The sequence below is a fragment of the Citrobacter sp. JUb117 genome, from assembly GCF_024809055.1.
In the GTDB taxonomy this organism is placed as follows: Bacteria; Pseudomonadota; Gammaproteobacteria; order Enterobacterales; family Enterobacteriaceae; genus Citrobacter; species Citrobacter gillenii.
Genome location: NZ_JANUFB010000003.1, coordinates 116,196 through 130,710, shown reverse-complemented (window position 1 = coordinate 130,710; position 14,515 = coordinate 116,196). Strand labels below are relative to the sequence as shown.

At 53.4% G+C, this 14,515-nt stretch carries 13 protein-coding genes; 4 read left to right on the top strand and 9 right to left on the bottom strand.

The window, feature by feature from the left end:
* Positions 1-3: 3 nt before the first annotated feature.
* The 4 genes from M2374_RS08015 to M2374_RS08000 form a co-directional block, all read right to left on the bottom strand.
* Positions 4-1,131, bottom strand: a complete 1,128-nt coding sequence (locus M2374_RS08015) for an ABC transporter ATP-binding protein (protein WP_096755834.1) — start codon at positions 1,129-1,131, stop codon at positions 4-6.
* 12 nt (positions 1,132-1,143) lie between these two features.
* Complete coding sequence (locus M2374_RS08010) at positions 1,144-2,046, bottom strand: carbohydrate ABC transporter permease (protein ID WP_096755835.1); 903 nt, start codon at positions 2,044-2,046, stop codon at positions 1,144-1,146.
* Positions 2,039-2,929: a carbohydrate ABC transporter permease gene (locus M2374_RS08005; RefSeq protein ID WP_096755836.1), complete on the bottom strand. Its 891-nt coding sequence runs from the start codon at positions 2,927-2,929 to the stop codon at positions 2,039-2,041. Before M2374_RS08005 ends, M2374_RS08010 begins: the two co-directional genes overlap by 8 nt.
* Before the next feature lie 480 nt (positions 2,930-3,409).
* Positions 3,410-3,736 carry a cupin domain-containing protein gene (locus tag M2374_RS08000; protein ID WP_137363195.1) on the bottom strand — a complete coding sequence of 109 codons (327 nt, stop codon included), beginning with the start codon at positions 3,734-3,736 and terminating at the stop codon, positions 3,410-3,412.
* 142 nt (positions 3,737-3,878) lie between these two features.
* Here M2374_RS08000 and M2374_RS07995 point away from each other — a divergent pair, with 142 nt between their 5' ends.
* Positions 3,879-4,571, top strand: coding sequence for an aspartate/glutamate racemase (locus M2374_RS07995; RefSeq protein ID WP_117343828.1), 693 nt, complete (start codon positions 3,879-3,881; stop codon positions 4,569-4,571).
* Here the strand turns inward: M2374_RS07995 and M2374_RS07990 are convergent.
* Entirely contained in the window at positions 4,558-5,493 is a 936-nt protein-coding gene (locus M2374_RS07990) for a LysR family transcriptional regulator (protein ID WP_117343814.1), read from the bottom strand. The two genes, M2374_RS07995 and M2374_RS07990, sit on opposite strands and share 14 nt — an antisense overlap.
* A 117-nt stretch (positions 5,494-5,610) precedes the next feature.
* Here M2374_RS07990 and lysA point away from each other — a divergent pair, with 117 nt between their 5' ends.
* Positions 5,611-6,867, top strand: a complete 1,257-nt coding sequence (lysA, locus tag M2374_RS07985; protein ID WP_181688780.1) for a diaminopimelate decarboxylase — start codon at positions 5,611-5,613, stop codon at positions 6,865-6,867.
* Positions 6,868-7,007: 140 nt separating this feature from the next.
* On the opposite strand, the gene M2374_RS07980 is transcribed toward lysA, so the two are convergent.
* Positions 7,008-8,018: a LacI family DNA-binding transcriptional regulator gene (locus M2374_RS07980; protein WP_117343817.1), complete on the bottom strand. Its 1,011-nt coding sequence runs from the start codon at positions 8,016-8,018 to the stop codon at positions 7,008-7,010.
* Between the two features lie 13 nt (positions 8,019-8,031).
* Positions 8,032-9,060, bottom strand: a complete 1,029-nt coding sequence (gene galR, locus M2374_RS07975) for an HTH-type transcriptional regulator GalR (RefSeq protein WP_117343818.1) — start codon at positions 9,058-9,060, stop codon at positions 8,032-8,034.
* 602 nt (positions 9,061-9,662) lie between these two features.
* On the opposite strand from galR, the gene aas reads away from it, so the two are divergent.
* On the top strand, positions 9,663-11,822 hold the full coding sequence (aas, locus tag M2374_RS07970) for a bifunctional acyl-ACP--phospholipid O-acyltransferase/long-chain-fatty-acid--ACP ligase (RefSeq protein WP_181688781.1): 2,160 nt from the start codon (positions 9,663-9,665) through the stop codon (positions 11,820-11,822).
* On the top strand, positions 11,815-13,008 hold the full coding sequence (lplT, locus tag M2374_RS07965; protein ID WP_096755844.1) for a lysophospholipid transporter LplT: 1,194 nt from the start codon (positions 11,815-11,817) through the stop codon (positions 13,006-13,008). Before aas ends, lplT begins: the two co-directional genes overlap by 8 nt.
* Before the next feature lie 102 nt (positions 13,009-13,110).
* On the opposite strand, the gene M2374_RS07960 is transcribed toward lplT, so the two are convergent.
* Both M2374_RS07960 and ygdR read right to left on the bottom strand, forming a co-directional pair.
* The gene (locus tag M2374_RS07960; protein ID WP_096755845.1) at positions 13,111-14,151 is read right to left on the bottom strand and encodes an NADP(H)-dependent aldo-keto reductase; all 1,041 of its coding nucleotides are present in this window, start codon (positions 14,149-14,151) and stop codon (positions 13,111-13,113) included.
* Positions 14,152-14,258: 107 nt separating this feature from the next.
* Complete coding sequence (gene ygdR / locus M2374_RS07955) at positions 14,259-14,477, bottom strand: lipoprotein YgdR (RefSeq protein WP_000758660.1); 219 nt, start codon at positions 14,475-14,477, stop codon at positions 14,259-14,261.
* Positions 14,478-14,515: the final 38 nt, after the last annotated feature.

Genomic DNA, 14,515 nt, shown 5'->3' with positions numbered 1-14,515 from the left:
CCATTAGAGAGAGATGTTCTTTTCAGTTTTTGCGTCAAAGAGATGACATTTATTTATATCGAACTTGAAATGCACCTTGCGGTTAAGACCTTTATCAATCATTGGCTTAGCTTTATCTGAAGGGATGCGAGCAGTCAGTTCGTAATCTGCCACTTTCAGGTAAACAAAGAATTCATGGCCCATGTTTTCCACGCGTACCATTTCGCCACTACAGTTGCCTTCGGCAAAAGGCTCTTCGGCGACGTCGACGAATTCCGGACGGATGCCGTAGAAGACATCCTGACCGACATAAGAAGAGACTTTCTCCTGCTTTTCGTCGTTCAACGGCATGGTTTCATTGCCGATGGCAATGTGCAGACGTCCCTCTTGTTCCACCAACTTGCAGGGGCGAATGTTCATCTCCGGTGCGCCGATAAAGCCAGCCACGAACATATTTTTCGGCTTGTGGTACAGGTTATCCGGGGTATCAACCTGCATGATGTGTCCCAGTTTCATCACGCAGATGCGGTCACCCATGGTCATCGCTTCGGTCTGATCGTGGGTCACGTACACGGTGGTGGCCGGCTTGCCGGATTTCTTCAACTGCTTGTGCAGGTCGGAAATACGGATACGCATTGAGGCACGCAGTTTGGCATCAAGGTTGGACAGCGGTTCGTCGAACAGAAACACGTCCGGTTTCTTCACAATCGCACGGCCAACGGCCACACGCTGTGCCTGACCACCGGAGAGCTGGCGAGGCAGGCGCTCCAGCAGTTCTTCCAGTTCGAGGATCTTCGCTGCTTCGTTTACCTGGGCATCAATCTGTGCCTTCGGCATTTTGCTTAGCTTCAGGCCGAACGCCAGGTTCTCACGCACCGTCATGTGCGGGTACAGCGCATAGTTCTGGAATACCATCGCAATCCCGCGCTCCTTCGGTGCCAGATTGTTCACAATCTTCTCGCCGATACGCACTTCGCCGCCGCTGATGGTTTCCAGACCGGCCAGCATACGCAGGGTGGTGGACTTGGCGCAGCCGGATGGCCCGACAATCACCATGAATTCCCCTTCTGCAATTTTCAGGTCGATACCATGTACCGCTTTGAAGCCGTTGGAGTACACTTTTTCCAGTTTATTAAAAATCACTTCAGCCATGATATTTCCCTCTTAACCTTTAATTCCGCTGCTGGTAACGCCCTGTACGAAGTAGCGTTGTGCCAGGAAGAACACAATGATGGATGGCAGAATGGAGATACTCGCCATTGCCAGAATTTCGTTCCACGGCGCACCTTCGGTAACGTCGATGGACATTTTCAGCGCCAGTGCAATCGGGTATTTATCCACGCTGTAGACATAAATCAGCGGCCCGATAAAGTCGTTCATTGACCACATGAACTGGAACAGAGCGACAGAGATGATGGCCGGTTTCAGAATCGGCACCACCACGTACCACAGCACCTGGAAGGAGTTACAGCCGTCAATCTGCGCCGCTTCTTCCATGTCACGCGGTACGCCGCGCAGGAACTGAATCAGCATGAAGACAAAGAACCCTTGCGTGGCGAAGGCCAGCGGCAGGTACAGCGGCATATAGCTGTTCAGCATGCCCATTTCACGGAACATCAGGTACTGCGGGATCAGCAAGACGGTGCTTGGCAGCAGCATGGTGGTGATGAGCGTGGCGAACCAGAATTTCTTCCATGGGATCTCGAAGCGGGCAAAGCCGTATGCCACGATGGTGGAAGAGATAATGGTCAGGATGACTTTCGGAATCACATACTTAAAGGTGTTCAGCATGTAATGGCCGAAGGTGTATTCGGTACCGGTTTTCCAGCCGTTGACGAAGCCATCCCAGGTGGCGTTTGCAGGCCACAGGCTCAGGGTGGTGAAGATCTCGTGGTTCGGTTTGAACGAGGCCGAGAACATCCACACCAGCGGGTACAGCATCAGCAGCCCTACCAACAGCAGGATCACGTAGCGGATGGCCGCGTTAATTTTTTCCCGACGCAGGGTGCGGGCAACTTCACGCTCAGCGATGCTCTGAGCTTCAGAGATTTGTTGGATATCAGCCATTTTTGCCTCCCTTATCGGCGGAATAGAACACCCAGTATTTCGAAGACTTGAAGGCAATGGCCGCAAAGACCGCAACAACCAGGAACAATACCCAGGCCAGCGCCGCGCCGTAGCCCATGTCAAAGTACTTGAAGGCCGTGTCGTAGATGTACAGGGAGAACAGGTAGGTGGAGTAGGTTGGTCCGCCGCCGGTTATCACGTACGGGCCAGTAAACTCCTGGAATGCCTGTGTGGTCTGCATGATGAAGTTGAAGAAGATAACCGGCGTAATCAACGGCACGGTGACTTTCATAAACATCTGCCATTTGGATGCGCCATCGATCATTGCCGCTTCGTACTGAGACTGCGGTACGTTTTGCAACGCCGCGAGGAAGATAACCATCGCGGAGCCAAACTGCCAGACGCGCAGCAGGGTCACGGACATCAGTGCCAGCGAGGGTTCACCCAGCCAGTTAACCGGGTCAAAGCCTAATACACCGATAAAGCTGTTCAGCAGACCGTCGATGGCAAACAGCGCACGCCACAGCACGGCGATAGCCACGGAGCTACCGAGGATGGACGGAATATAGTAAGCCGTACGGAAGAAGCCGATACCGCGTAATTTAAAGTTAAGAACAAACGCAATCCCTAATGCAAATGCCAGTTTTAATGGGATTGTCAAAAATACGTAGGCGAACGTCACGCCCATGGATTTCCAGAAGAGAGCATCTTCTGTCAGCATGTAGCGATAGTTCTCGATGCCGTTAAACACCGGCGGACTCATCAAGTCATACTCAGTAAAACTGAGGAAGAAAGATGAAACGAATGGGAAGGCGGTAAAGATTATCAACCCTATGATATAGGGTGATATCCACGCCAATCCCAGCATTCTGTTTTCATTCATACATACCTACCTGGCGAGTAATGGTTTAATACGGATTCGGTTGTAACGAACCGGACATACTCTCTGGATGCCCGGTGTGTCGGCGTTCTGTGTCTGTTTGCGATACCAATACTCCCTGTTAATGATTGATATACAATGCTTTTAATGTTGTCATTAACCGGTTGTCATCCTAACGATCAACATGAATGAACCGCCGTTCTTGATTTGTAAAACATCGTTTTAATTTATTTTATTGCGATTTGTTTCTACGTCATTCACATAATGATGGAAATGTGATCAAAGTCGAAACGGCGTTTCAAATAGGTGAGGTGCGCGTCATATTTTAAAAATTCCTGCCGGATTTCTATGGGTTATGACGACATGTATGGCAGCTTTTTTGGCGGGTTAAAGTAATGAAAGTTATATTATTAACATGCTAACAATGCTATTGCGGGCATAAAAAAACCTTCCACTAAGGAAGGCTTGAAATAAAGGGGGACATTATCTTTTCAGGAAGTCTTCACGTACCGGTGTGAAGGTATCCAGTAATGTTCCCGGCTTTAAACACACGCAGCCGTGCATAATATTGGGCTGTTTATATAACGTGTCACCGGCGCGCACGACATGCTTTTCTTCGCCAATGGTAAATTCAAATTCACCTGACAGCACGTAGGTTAGCTGCTCGTGCGGGTGGCAGTGCATTGGGCCAACTGCGCCTTGTTCAAAGTTGACTTCAACGGCCATCATTTTGCCATCGTGAGCCAGAATGCGGCGGCTCACGCCATTGCCCAAATCTTCAAGGGTGGTTTCTTTATGAAAAATAAACATCCGGCAGTCCTGTAGTATGTTGAAACAATGTTTCATTAAATTTATATCAGAAAGAGTAAAAAAGAAACGCTTGCTCACAGATGTGGAAAGTTGATCACATCTTTGCTTCACTGGCATGACGGTAACGAACGCGGGGAAAATGATGAAAACGATCGGTCTGTTAGGTGGTATGAGCTGGGAATCGACCATTCCTTATTATCGCTTGATTAACGAAGGCGTAAAACAGCGATTGGGTGGCCTGCATTCGGCGCAGATCCTACTGCACAGCGTGGATTTCCATGAGATTGAGCTGTGTCAGAGTCGTGGCGAGTGGGATAAAGCGGGCGACATTCTGGCGCAGGCTGCGCGGGGACTTCAACAGGCCGGTGCCGAGGGCATTGTGCTGTGTACCAACACCATGCATAAGGTGGCCGGGGCGATTGAAGCCGCCTGTGATGTGCCTTTTCTGCATATTGCGGATGCAACAGGACGCGCCATCAGTCAGCAGAATATGAGTAATGTGGCGCTGTTGGGTACGCGCTACACCATGGAGCAGGATTTCTATCGCGGTCGCCTACAGGATGAATTTGGTATTAGCACCTTGATTCCCGAACAAGGCGATAGGCAGAAAATTAACCAGATAATTTTTGACGAGCTGTGCCTCGGCGAATTCAGCGACGCCTCGCGCGACTATTACCTGAGTGTGATAGGCGACCTGGCGAGCCAGGGAGCGCAAGGGGTGATTTTTGGCTGTACCGAGATTGGTCTGCTGGTGCCAGCAGAATTAAGCCCGATCCCGGTATTTGATACGGCAGCGATTCACGCGGCGGATGCGGTGGAATTTATGTTGTCGTAGGCAGGTTTAAAATAGTATCCAGTGGATCGAGCAGGTGCGGAAGGTGAGTTTGCAGATGGGTTGTGAACGTATCAACCAGCGTGGAGGTAGGGCGGTGCAGCGGGCGAATCAGGCTGACGGTAAAGGGGACGTCGAGGCTAAATCGGCGCACTACCACGCCGCTGGTGGCATAGTCCAGTGCGGTGAGCGGGTTGACCACGGAGATCCCCACACCGGCACGCACCATCGCACAAACAGAGGCGGCGCTGTGCGTCTCCACCACCATCCGCCGTTTAACTTGATGCTCAAGGAACAGGGCATCGAGCAACTGGCGGTAGCTGTCCGTTAGCGACAGGCTGATGTAATTTTCGCCCTGAAAATCCTGTGGTGTTAAGACTGATTTTTCCGCCAGCGGATGCCCCTGGGGCAATACGCACACTTCGTTTAGTGTCAGCAGCGGCGTACGTTCGGTTCCGGCGGGAGTATGCAGCGTCTCCGTTATGCCTAAATCGTGACGCTGTGCCGACAGCCACTCCTCCAGCAGTGGAGACTCCTGCGGCACAATCTGAATATTCACCTGCGGATAGCGCGCCAGAAACGGTTGCAGCAGCGAAGGCAAAAAGGATTGTGAAAAGACCGGCAGACAAACAATCGATAACTCCCCCTGGCGGAACTCACGCAGGCTTTCAGCGGCGCTCACAATCCGATCCAGTCCGTACCAGGAACGCTGTACTTCTTCGAATAATCGCAGTCCTTGCACCGTTGGGTGTAGCCGTCCACGGCTGCGCTCAAACAGCTTCAATCCCAGTACCTGCTCGAATCGCGCCAGCTCGCGGCTGACGGTCGGCTGCGAGGTATTCAGCATCCGTGCGGCTTCCGTCAGGTTGCCCGCCGTCATGATGGCGTGAAAGATTTCGATATGGCGCAGGTTAACGGCAGGCATGGGCATTCCTCGAATCAACTAGTCCATATCATTTTTGCATAGACTCACGATAAAACGATATTTTTTATTGTCTTCAGGCTGTGGCGTAATCATAAAAAACAGATACCGGAGTTTGCTATGCCACGCCCACTCAACAATACCGATACTGACCTGACCGCTGATAACCTGCTGCGCCTGCCCGCCGAATTTGGCTGTCCGGTGTGGGTTTATGATGCGCAAATCATCCGCGCGCAGATTGCTAAACTCGGCCAGTTTGACGTGGTGCGATTTGCCCAGAAGGCGTGCTCAAATATTCATATCCTGCGCCTGATGCGCGAGCAGGGCGTGAAGGTGGATTCCGTCTCATTAGGCGAGATTGAACGTGCGCTGGCGGCGGGGTTCGTGCCGGGTAACGATGAGATTGTCTTTACCGCAGATATGATTGATGGTGCGACGCTGGCGCGGGTGCACGAGCTGCAGATCCCGGTGAATGCCGGTTCGGTGGATATGCTTGAGCAACTGGGCCAGCTGTCGCCGGGCCACCGCGTGTGGCTGCGTGTTAACCCTGGTTTTGGTCATGGGCACAGCCAGAAAACCAATACCGGCGGTGAAAATAGCAAGCACGGGATCTGGTATAGCAATCTTCCGGCGGCACTGGAAGTGATCCAGCGCTATCAGTTGAAGCTGGTCGGCATTCATATGCATATCGGTTCTGGCGTGGATTACGGTCATCTGGAGCAAGTGTGCGGCGCAATGGTGCGTCAAGTGGTGGAGTTTGGTCAGGATCTTGACGCGATCTCGGCGGGTGGTGGCTTATCGATCCCGTATCGTGAAGGGGAAGAGGCGATCAATACCGATCACTACTTTGGTCTGTGGAACGCCGCGCGTGAGCAAATTGCTAAACATCTGGGGCATCCGGTGAAACTTGAGATCGAGCCTGGGCGTTTTCTGGTGGCCGAAGCGGGTGTGCTGGTGGCGCAAGTACGCAGCGTTAAAGAGATGGGTAGCCGCCACTTTGTATTGATCGACGCCGGTTTTAACGATCTGATGCGCCCGGCGATGTACGGTAGTTATCACCACATCTCAGCGCTGGCGGGTGATGGTCGTTCGTTAGAGCAGGCCGCGCAGATTGACACAGTGGTTGCCGGGCCGCTATGTGAATCCGGTGATGTATTTACCCAGCAGGAGGGCGGCAAAGTCGAAACGCGTCTGCTGCCAGCGGTTGTACCGGGCGATTATCTGGTGCTACACGATACCGGGGCGTACGGCGCGTCGATGTCGTCGAATTACAACAGCCGACCGCTGCTACCGGAAGTGCTGTTTGATAACGGCGTGGCGCGACTGATTCGTCGTCGCCAGACCATTGATGAGCTGTTAGCGCTGGAACTTATTTGAGAGATGGGATTCCCGGCGGCGCTGCGCTTGGCCGGGTGTAGGCCGGATAAGGCGGTAGCCGCCATCCGGCAATGTGCGCGGTGATGCCTGATGGCGCTACGCTTATCAGGCCTACAAATATGCACGAATGTATCCCGGCACTATTCGTAAAACGGCCCGGTTGTCACCGAATCCCGCAATACCAGCGTGCCGGTAAATGGCGGGATAGGTTCAACGTTCTCACCGTTCGCCAGGCGGACGGCCTGGTCGATGGCCGTGGTGATCATGCTATCAATCGGCAGATAGACGGTCGACAGCCCCGGCTCCAGCCATTTGGCGCTGGGGGCATCATCAAAACCAAACAGCGATACATCCTGCGGGATCTTCAGCCCGGCCTGATGTAATGCTTTTGAGGCACCTAATGCCATATCATCGTTACAGGCAAAGAGGGCGCTGAAAATCACCCCTTCCTCCAGCAATTCACGGCAGGCCTCGAAGCCTTTCATCATCGTAGAATCACCGTATTTAACTTTCGCAGGATCCCAGGGAATACCGTGCTTTTCCAGCGCCTTACGATAACCCATCAGGCGTGACTTACCGGTCGGGGTATGGTGCGGGACGGTGATACAGGCGATATCGCTATGGCCTTGTGAAATCAGGTAACTTACCGCTTGATACGCCGCATTTTCTTGTTCAAAGAAAATTGCCCGGTCGCGGGCCTGGCTGACATCGCGGTTAATGACCAGCAGCGGCATATCAATGCTATGCATCAGCGACATAATCGCTTTTTCGCTCATATAGCGGGTATAAAGAATAATGGCGTCGCACTGGCGGTCGGCCAGCATTTGTACCGCTTCCTGTTCGCGCTCCGGCGTATCGTGGCCGTCGGTCACGATCAGCTGTTTGCCGTGGGATTCGGTTTGGCGTGAAGCCTGTTGCAGCAGACGGCCAAAATAGAAGCCATCGAATGTGGAAACCACCAGGCCAATGCTGTTACTGGTGCGATTTGCCAGCGAACGCGCCAAAAAATTAGGGCGGTAGTCTAAGGCCTGCATGGCATTAAAGACTTTCTGGCGCGTGCTTTCTTTGACTTGACCCGTTCCGTTCAGCACACGCGAAACGGTCGCTTTTGATACGCCAGCATGACGAGAAACATCCAACATCGTTGTCATGACGCTATCCTGATTAATCCTTTGACGAAGAATTCCCTGATTCTGTCAGCGTCGAAACGGAATGTCGACGGACCAGCGTAGGGTTGAATACATGCGTTATTTCCGGTGCCGGAAGGTTGTCGGCCAACGCCAGCGCCAGTTCGGCGGCCTGGGTTGCCATCGTTACTATTGGGTAGCGTACCGTCGTCAGCCGTGGACGCACGTAGCGGGAAACCAGCACATCATCAAAACCGATCAGTGATATTTCTCCCGGTACATCGATGCCATTATCATTTAATACACCCATAGCACCTGCCGCCATTGAGTCGTTATAGCAGGCGACAGCGGTGAAGTTCTTGCCACGTCCCAGCAGTTCCGTCATCGCCTGTTCGCCGCCGCTTTCGTCCGGTTCACCGAAGGTCACCAGCCGATCGTTGATCGGGATGTTGCTTTCTGCCAGCGCATCGTAATAGCCCTGCAGACGATCTTCTGCATCAGAAATACTGTGGTTAGAGCACAGGTAGCCGATGCGCGTATGGCCCTGCTGGATGAGGTGGCGGGTTGCCAGCCATGCGCCGTAACGGTCATCAAGCGCAACGCAGCGCTGTTCGAAGCCAGGCAGGATGCGATTGATAAGCACCATGCCGGGGATTTGTTTCATTAATGACGCCAGCTCCGCGTCCGGGATAATTTTTGCGTGAACCACCAGAGCCGCGCAGCGGTGGCGAATAAGTTGCTCAATCGCCTGACGTTCTTTCTGCTCGTTATGGTAGCCGTTACCAATCAGTAAAAAATTACCCGTGTTATAGGCCACCTGCTCGACAGCTTTAACCATTGCCCCGAAGAATGGATCGGACACATCACCCACCACCAGACCGACGGTCTCGGTGGATTGCTGTGCCAGCGCACGCGCATTGGCATTAGGGTGGTAGTTGAGTGATTCCATTGCACTCATCACAGCCAGGCGGGAGGCTTCGCTGGCTTTAGGGGAATGATTGATCACGCGAGAAACGGTGGCGACTGATACACCAGCGAGTTGGGCTACGTCCTTTATAGTCGCCATGATAGTACCTGTTGTGGGTAAACGCTTACATTCCGTCAGTGTTACGGAAAATGGCTGGTTGTTCAAGCAGATTGCCCATCAGGACTGCGCAAATGTGAGCGCACACGAGCGAAGTAAGACAGAAAGAGAGAATGAAAATCTTTGCTTACACTTTGCGATGACCTGTTGCGATTGTTCGCTGGCGAGGAGAAAGACAGGATTGCTAGAGTTGGGATCCCAGAGGTATTGATAGGTGAAATCAGCTTTCGGGTTGATCACAAGATTTACACCAACCTGCGCAGATGCGCAGGTTTTTTTTTGCCTTTACGCGCATCTGTAACAGTAAGCGATAATTTACACAACTGGTTGCACTTGGGTTCATTCCTTTGCGTTTTCGGACTGGCGTATCGGCCCGGTGGCGACCACAATCAAGATCCCAGAGGTATTGATTGGTGAGATTATTCGGTACGCATTTCGTACCTGTCTCTTGCACCAACCTGCGCGGATGCGCAGGTTTTTTTTCGCCTCTTTTTTCGGACTCCATTTACCTGTCGCGCCTCCCCCACAACTCGTATAATCTGCCACCATTCATCTTTAGATAATTGATGGTACAGGGAGTTGAAATGCTATTAGGGTTTTTTCGCAATGTGTTTCGCGTGCTTTTCCGCGTTCGCCTTACGGGCGATGTCAGTGCACTACGGGGAGAGCGCGTCTTAATCACTCCCAATCATGTCTCTTTTATCGACGGTATGCTGCTGGCGCTGTTTTTGCCGATTCGCCCGGTCTTTGCGGTTTATACCTCGATCAGCCAGCAATGGTACATGCGCTGGCTCACCCCGCTGATTGATTTCGTGCCGCTAGACCCCACTAAACCGATGTCAATTAAGCATCTGGTTCGCCTGGTTGAGCAGGGACGTCCGGTGGTTATTTTCCCGGAAGGCCGTATTTCGACCACCGGCTCATTGATGAAAATCTATGACGGTGCCGGATTTGTCGCGGCGAAATCTGGCGCGACGGTGGTGCCCGTGCGCATTGAGGGCGCTGAGCTGAGCTACTTTAGCCGCCTGAAAGGTTTAGTTAAACGACGTTTCTTCCCGCGCATTCAGCTACATATCCTGCCGCCTACGCAGTTACCGATGCCAGAAGCGCCGCGCGCCCGCGATCGCCGCAAGATGGCCGGTGAAATGCTGCACCAGATTATGATGGAAGCGCGCATGGCCGTACGACCGCGTGAAACGTTGTATGAGTCTCTGCTGGCGGCGAAGTACCGCTTTGGTGCAGGAAAAAACTGCATTGAAGACGTTAACTTTACCCCGGACAGCTATCGCAAACTGCTGACTAAAACGCTGTTTGTTGCCCGTATTCTGGAAAAATACAGCGTAGAAGGTGAGAAGATTGGTCTGATGCTCCCCAATGCGGGGATTAGCGCGGCTGTGATTTTTGGCGCTATTGCCCGTCGACGTATTCCGGCCATGATGAACTACACGGCGGGCGTAAAAGGGCTGACCAGCGCCATTACCGCCTCCGAAATCAAAACAATTTTTACCTCCCGCCAGTTTCTCGACAAAGGCAAACTCTGGCATCTGCCGGAACAGCTTACCCAGGTGCGCTGGGTGTACCTGGAAGATTTAAAAGCCGATGTTACCTTTAACGATAAAGTGTGGATTTTCTCTCATCTGCTGATGCCGCACCTGGCTCAGGTGAAGCAGCAGCCTGAAGAAGCTGCGGTGATCCTCTTTACCTCCGGCTCTGAGGGCCATCCGAAAGGTGTGGTGCACAGCCACAAAAGCATTCTGGCGAACGTCGAGCAAATTAAAACCATTGCCGACTTCACCGCCGACGATCGCTTTATGTCGGCGCTGCCGTTGTTCCACTCTTTTGGCCTGACGGTGGGGCTGTTTACGCCGCTCCTGACCGGTGCCGAAGTCTTTCTCTATCCCAGCCCGCTGCATTATCGCATTGTGCCGGAGCTGGTGTATGACCGAAACTGCACCGTGTTGTTTGGCACCTCGACGTTCCTCGGCAACTACGCGCGCTTTGCCCATCCTTATGATTTCCACCGCCTGCGCTACGTGGTAGCGGGAGCTGAAAAGCTGCAGGACACCACAAAGCAACTGTGGCAGGAGAAGTTTGGGTTGCGTGTGCTTGAAGGTTATGGCGTGACGGAATGTGCGCCGGTGGTGTCGATTAACGTGCCGATGGCGGCAAAATCAGGCACGGTAGGGCGTATTCTGCCCGGTATGGATGCCCGACTGCTGGCGGTTCCAGGCATTGAAGACGGCGGACGTTTGCAGTTGAAAGGTCCGAACATTATGAGCGGCTATTTGCGCGTTGAAAACCCGGGTGTACTGGAAGTGCCGACGGCAGAAAATGCACAGGGCGAGGTTGAGCGCGGCTGGTATGACACCGGTGATATTGTGCGTTTTGACGAGAACGGCTTCGTGCAGATTCAGGGGCGCGCCAAGCGCTTTGCGAAAATTGCTGGTGAGATGGTATCGCTGGAAATGGTGGAGCAACTGGCGCTGGCGGTCTCTGCTGACAAAATGCACGCCACAGCTATCAAGAGTGATGCCAGCAAAGGTGAGGCGCTGGTGTTGTTCACCACAGACAGCGAGCTGACGCGTGAAAAACTGCTGCAGCATGCGCGGGCCCACGGCATCCCTGAGCTCGCCGTGCCGCGTGATATTCGCCACCTGAAGCAATTCCCTCTCCTCGGCAGCGGTAAGCCGGACTTTGTAACGCTGAAAAGCTGGGTTGATGAACCGGAACAACAACATGCGTGAGTCAGTACACACTAACACTTCAATCTGGTCCAAAGGGATGATGTCCGTTATCGCCGCGCAGTTTCTGTCGGCGTTTGGCGATAACGCACTGCTGTTTGCCACCCTGGCGTTGCTGAAAGAGCAATTCTATCCGGACTGGAGCCAGCCGATCCTGCAAATGGTGTTTGTGGGTGCTTACATTCTTTTCGCCCCTTTTGTCGGGCAGGTGGCGGACAGCTTTGCCAAAGGCAGAGTGATGATGTTCGCCAACGGTCTCAAACTGCTGGGGGCGGCAAGTATTTGCTTCGGTGTTAACCCTTTTCTGGGGTACACGCTAGTGGGCGTTGGCGCGGCGGCGTATTCACCGGCCAAGTATGGCATTCTCGGGGAACTGACCACCGGCGATAAACTGGTGAAAGCTAACGGTCTGATGGAAGCCTCAACCATCGCTGCTATTCTGCTGGGCTCGGTGGCTGGCGGTGTGCTTGCCGACTGGCATGTGATAGCCGCGCTCTCGGTTTGCGCACTGGCCTATGCGGGTGCGGTGGTGGCTAACCTGTCAATCCCGAAGCTTGCTGCCGCGCGTCCTGGTCAGTCGTGGCATCTGGGGAAAATGACGCGCAGCTTCTTCTGCGCGGCGTCTTCGTTGTGGCGCAACGGTGAAACGCGTTTCTCGTTGGTGGGAACCAGCCTGTTTTGGGGCGCGGGGGTGACGCTGCGTTTTCTGCTGGTACTGTGGGTGCCGGTAGCGTTGGGGATTACCGATAACGCCACACCGACCTATCTCAACGCGATGGTGGCAATTGGGATTGTTGTTGGCGCGGGTGCTGCGGCGAAGCTGGTCACGCTGGAGACAGTGTCTCGCTGTATGCCAGCGGGGATCCTGATTGGCGTCGGCGTACTGTTCTTATCTCTGCAGCATGCGCTGTTGCCGTCCTATGGGCTGCTAATGCTTATCGGTGTGCTGGGCGGTTTCTTTGTTGTGCCGCTGAATGCGTTGTTGCAGGAACGAGGCAAAAAAAGCGTCGGCGCGGGTAATGCCATCGCGGTGCAAAATCTGGGTGAAAACAGCGCCATGCTGCTGATGCTCGGTATTTACTCGCTGGCGGTGCTGGTGGGCATTCCGGCAGTTGCTATCGGAATTGGCTTTGGCGGGCTGTTCGCGCTGGCGATTACGGCGCTGTGGATCTGGCAACGTCGCCATTAGCCTGTTACGTGCTGTTGCCGGATGGCGGCGTTGCCTTATCCGGCCTACAGTACGGCTTGTTTTTGTAGGCCTGATAAGCGTAGCGCCATCAGGCACTACACGTTACGGTGCAGGATAGGTATAAACCTGATGCACCGCTTCAATCTCTGCCAGTACCTCTTCGCTTAACGTCAGATGCAAACTTTCGACATTGGTTTTTAGCTGCTCCATAGTTGTCGCCCCCAGCAGGGTGCTGGCGACAAACGGCTGGCGACGCACAAAGGCCAGTGCCATCTGCGCCGGGTCCAGGTTATGGCGTTTGGCGATATCTACGTAGGCGGCGACGGCTTTTTGCGTCTGTTCGCCGCTGTAGCGCGTGAAGCGACTAAACAGCGTATGGCGTGCGCCGGCAGGCTGCGCGCCGTTCAGGTACTTACCGGTTAATGTGCCAAAGCCCAGGCACGAGTAGGCCAGCAGTTCAATGCCTTCGTACTGGCTGACTTCCGCTAATCCCACTTCAAAGCTACGGTTCAGCAGGCTGTAGGGGTTCTGGATAGTGACAATGCGCGGCAGGTCGTGTTTGTCCGCCAGGTGTAAATAGCGCATGACGCCAAATGCGGTTTCGTTGGACACGCCGATATAGCGAATTTTCCCGGCGCGCTGAAATTCAGTTAGCGCTTCCAACGTTTCCAGCAGAGTGACTACCGGAGCGGAGTCTGTCCAGCTGTAGCCCAGCTTGCCAAAGCAGTTGGTTGGGCGCTGTGGCCAGTGAACCTGATACAGGTCCAGATAATCGGTTTGCAGGCGTTTGAGGCTGTCGTTCAGTGCCTGGCGAATGTTTTTACGATCCAGCGCCTGATTCGGGCGAATGCCGCTGTCATTATTACGCGACGGCCCGCTGACCTTCGAGGCGACGATCAGTTTTTCACGGCTGCCGTGTTTAGCGAGCCAGTTGCCGACGTAGGTTTCCGTGAGGCCCTGGGTTTCCGGGCGTGGCGGGACCGGATACATCTCGGCAACGTCGATTAAATTGATGCCTTGTGCTACGGCATAGTCAAGCTGTGCATGTGCGTCGGCTTCGCTGTTTTGTTCACCAAACGTCATTGTGCCCAGCCCCAGTGTACTGACTTCCAGCGAGCTGTGGGGTATACGGTGATATTGCATAGCCGTTTCCTTTTTATAATCACAACATAAGGATTATAAAAATGGCTGAGGGAAGGGAAAAAGGGAAGCAAAATTGTTAAGGCCAGCAGCGTGGCTGACCTCAACCATCAACGCTCAATGATTTGAGATACGTCGTCGCGGTTAATCTGCATCGCATTGCCTTGCTGGTCGTGATAGCTCACCAGACCGGTATCATCATCAATTTCGGGTTTACCGTCGGTCAGGATCATCCGACCATCTTTGGTCGCCATCACATAATCACTGCTGCATCCAGAAACGGCGAAAGCCAATCCTACCGCGGAAATTAAAACTGCCCATTTTTTCATCTATTTATCCTCACGTGGCCTGCGTCTGACACTAGTTT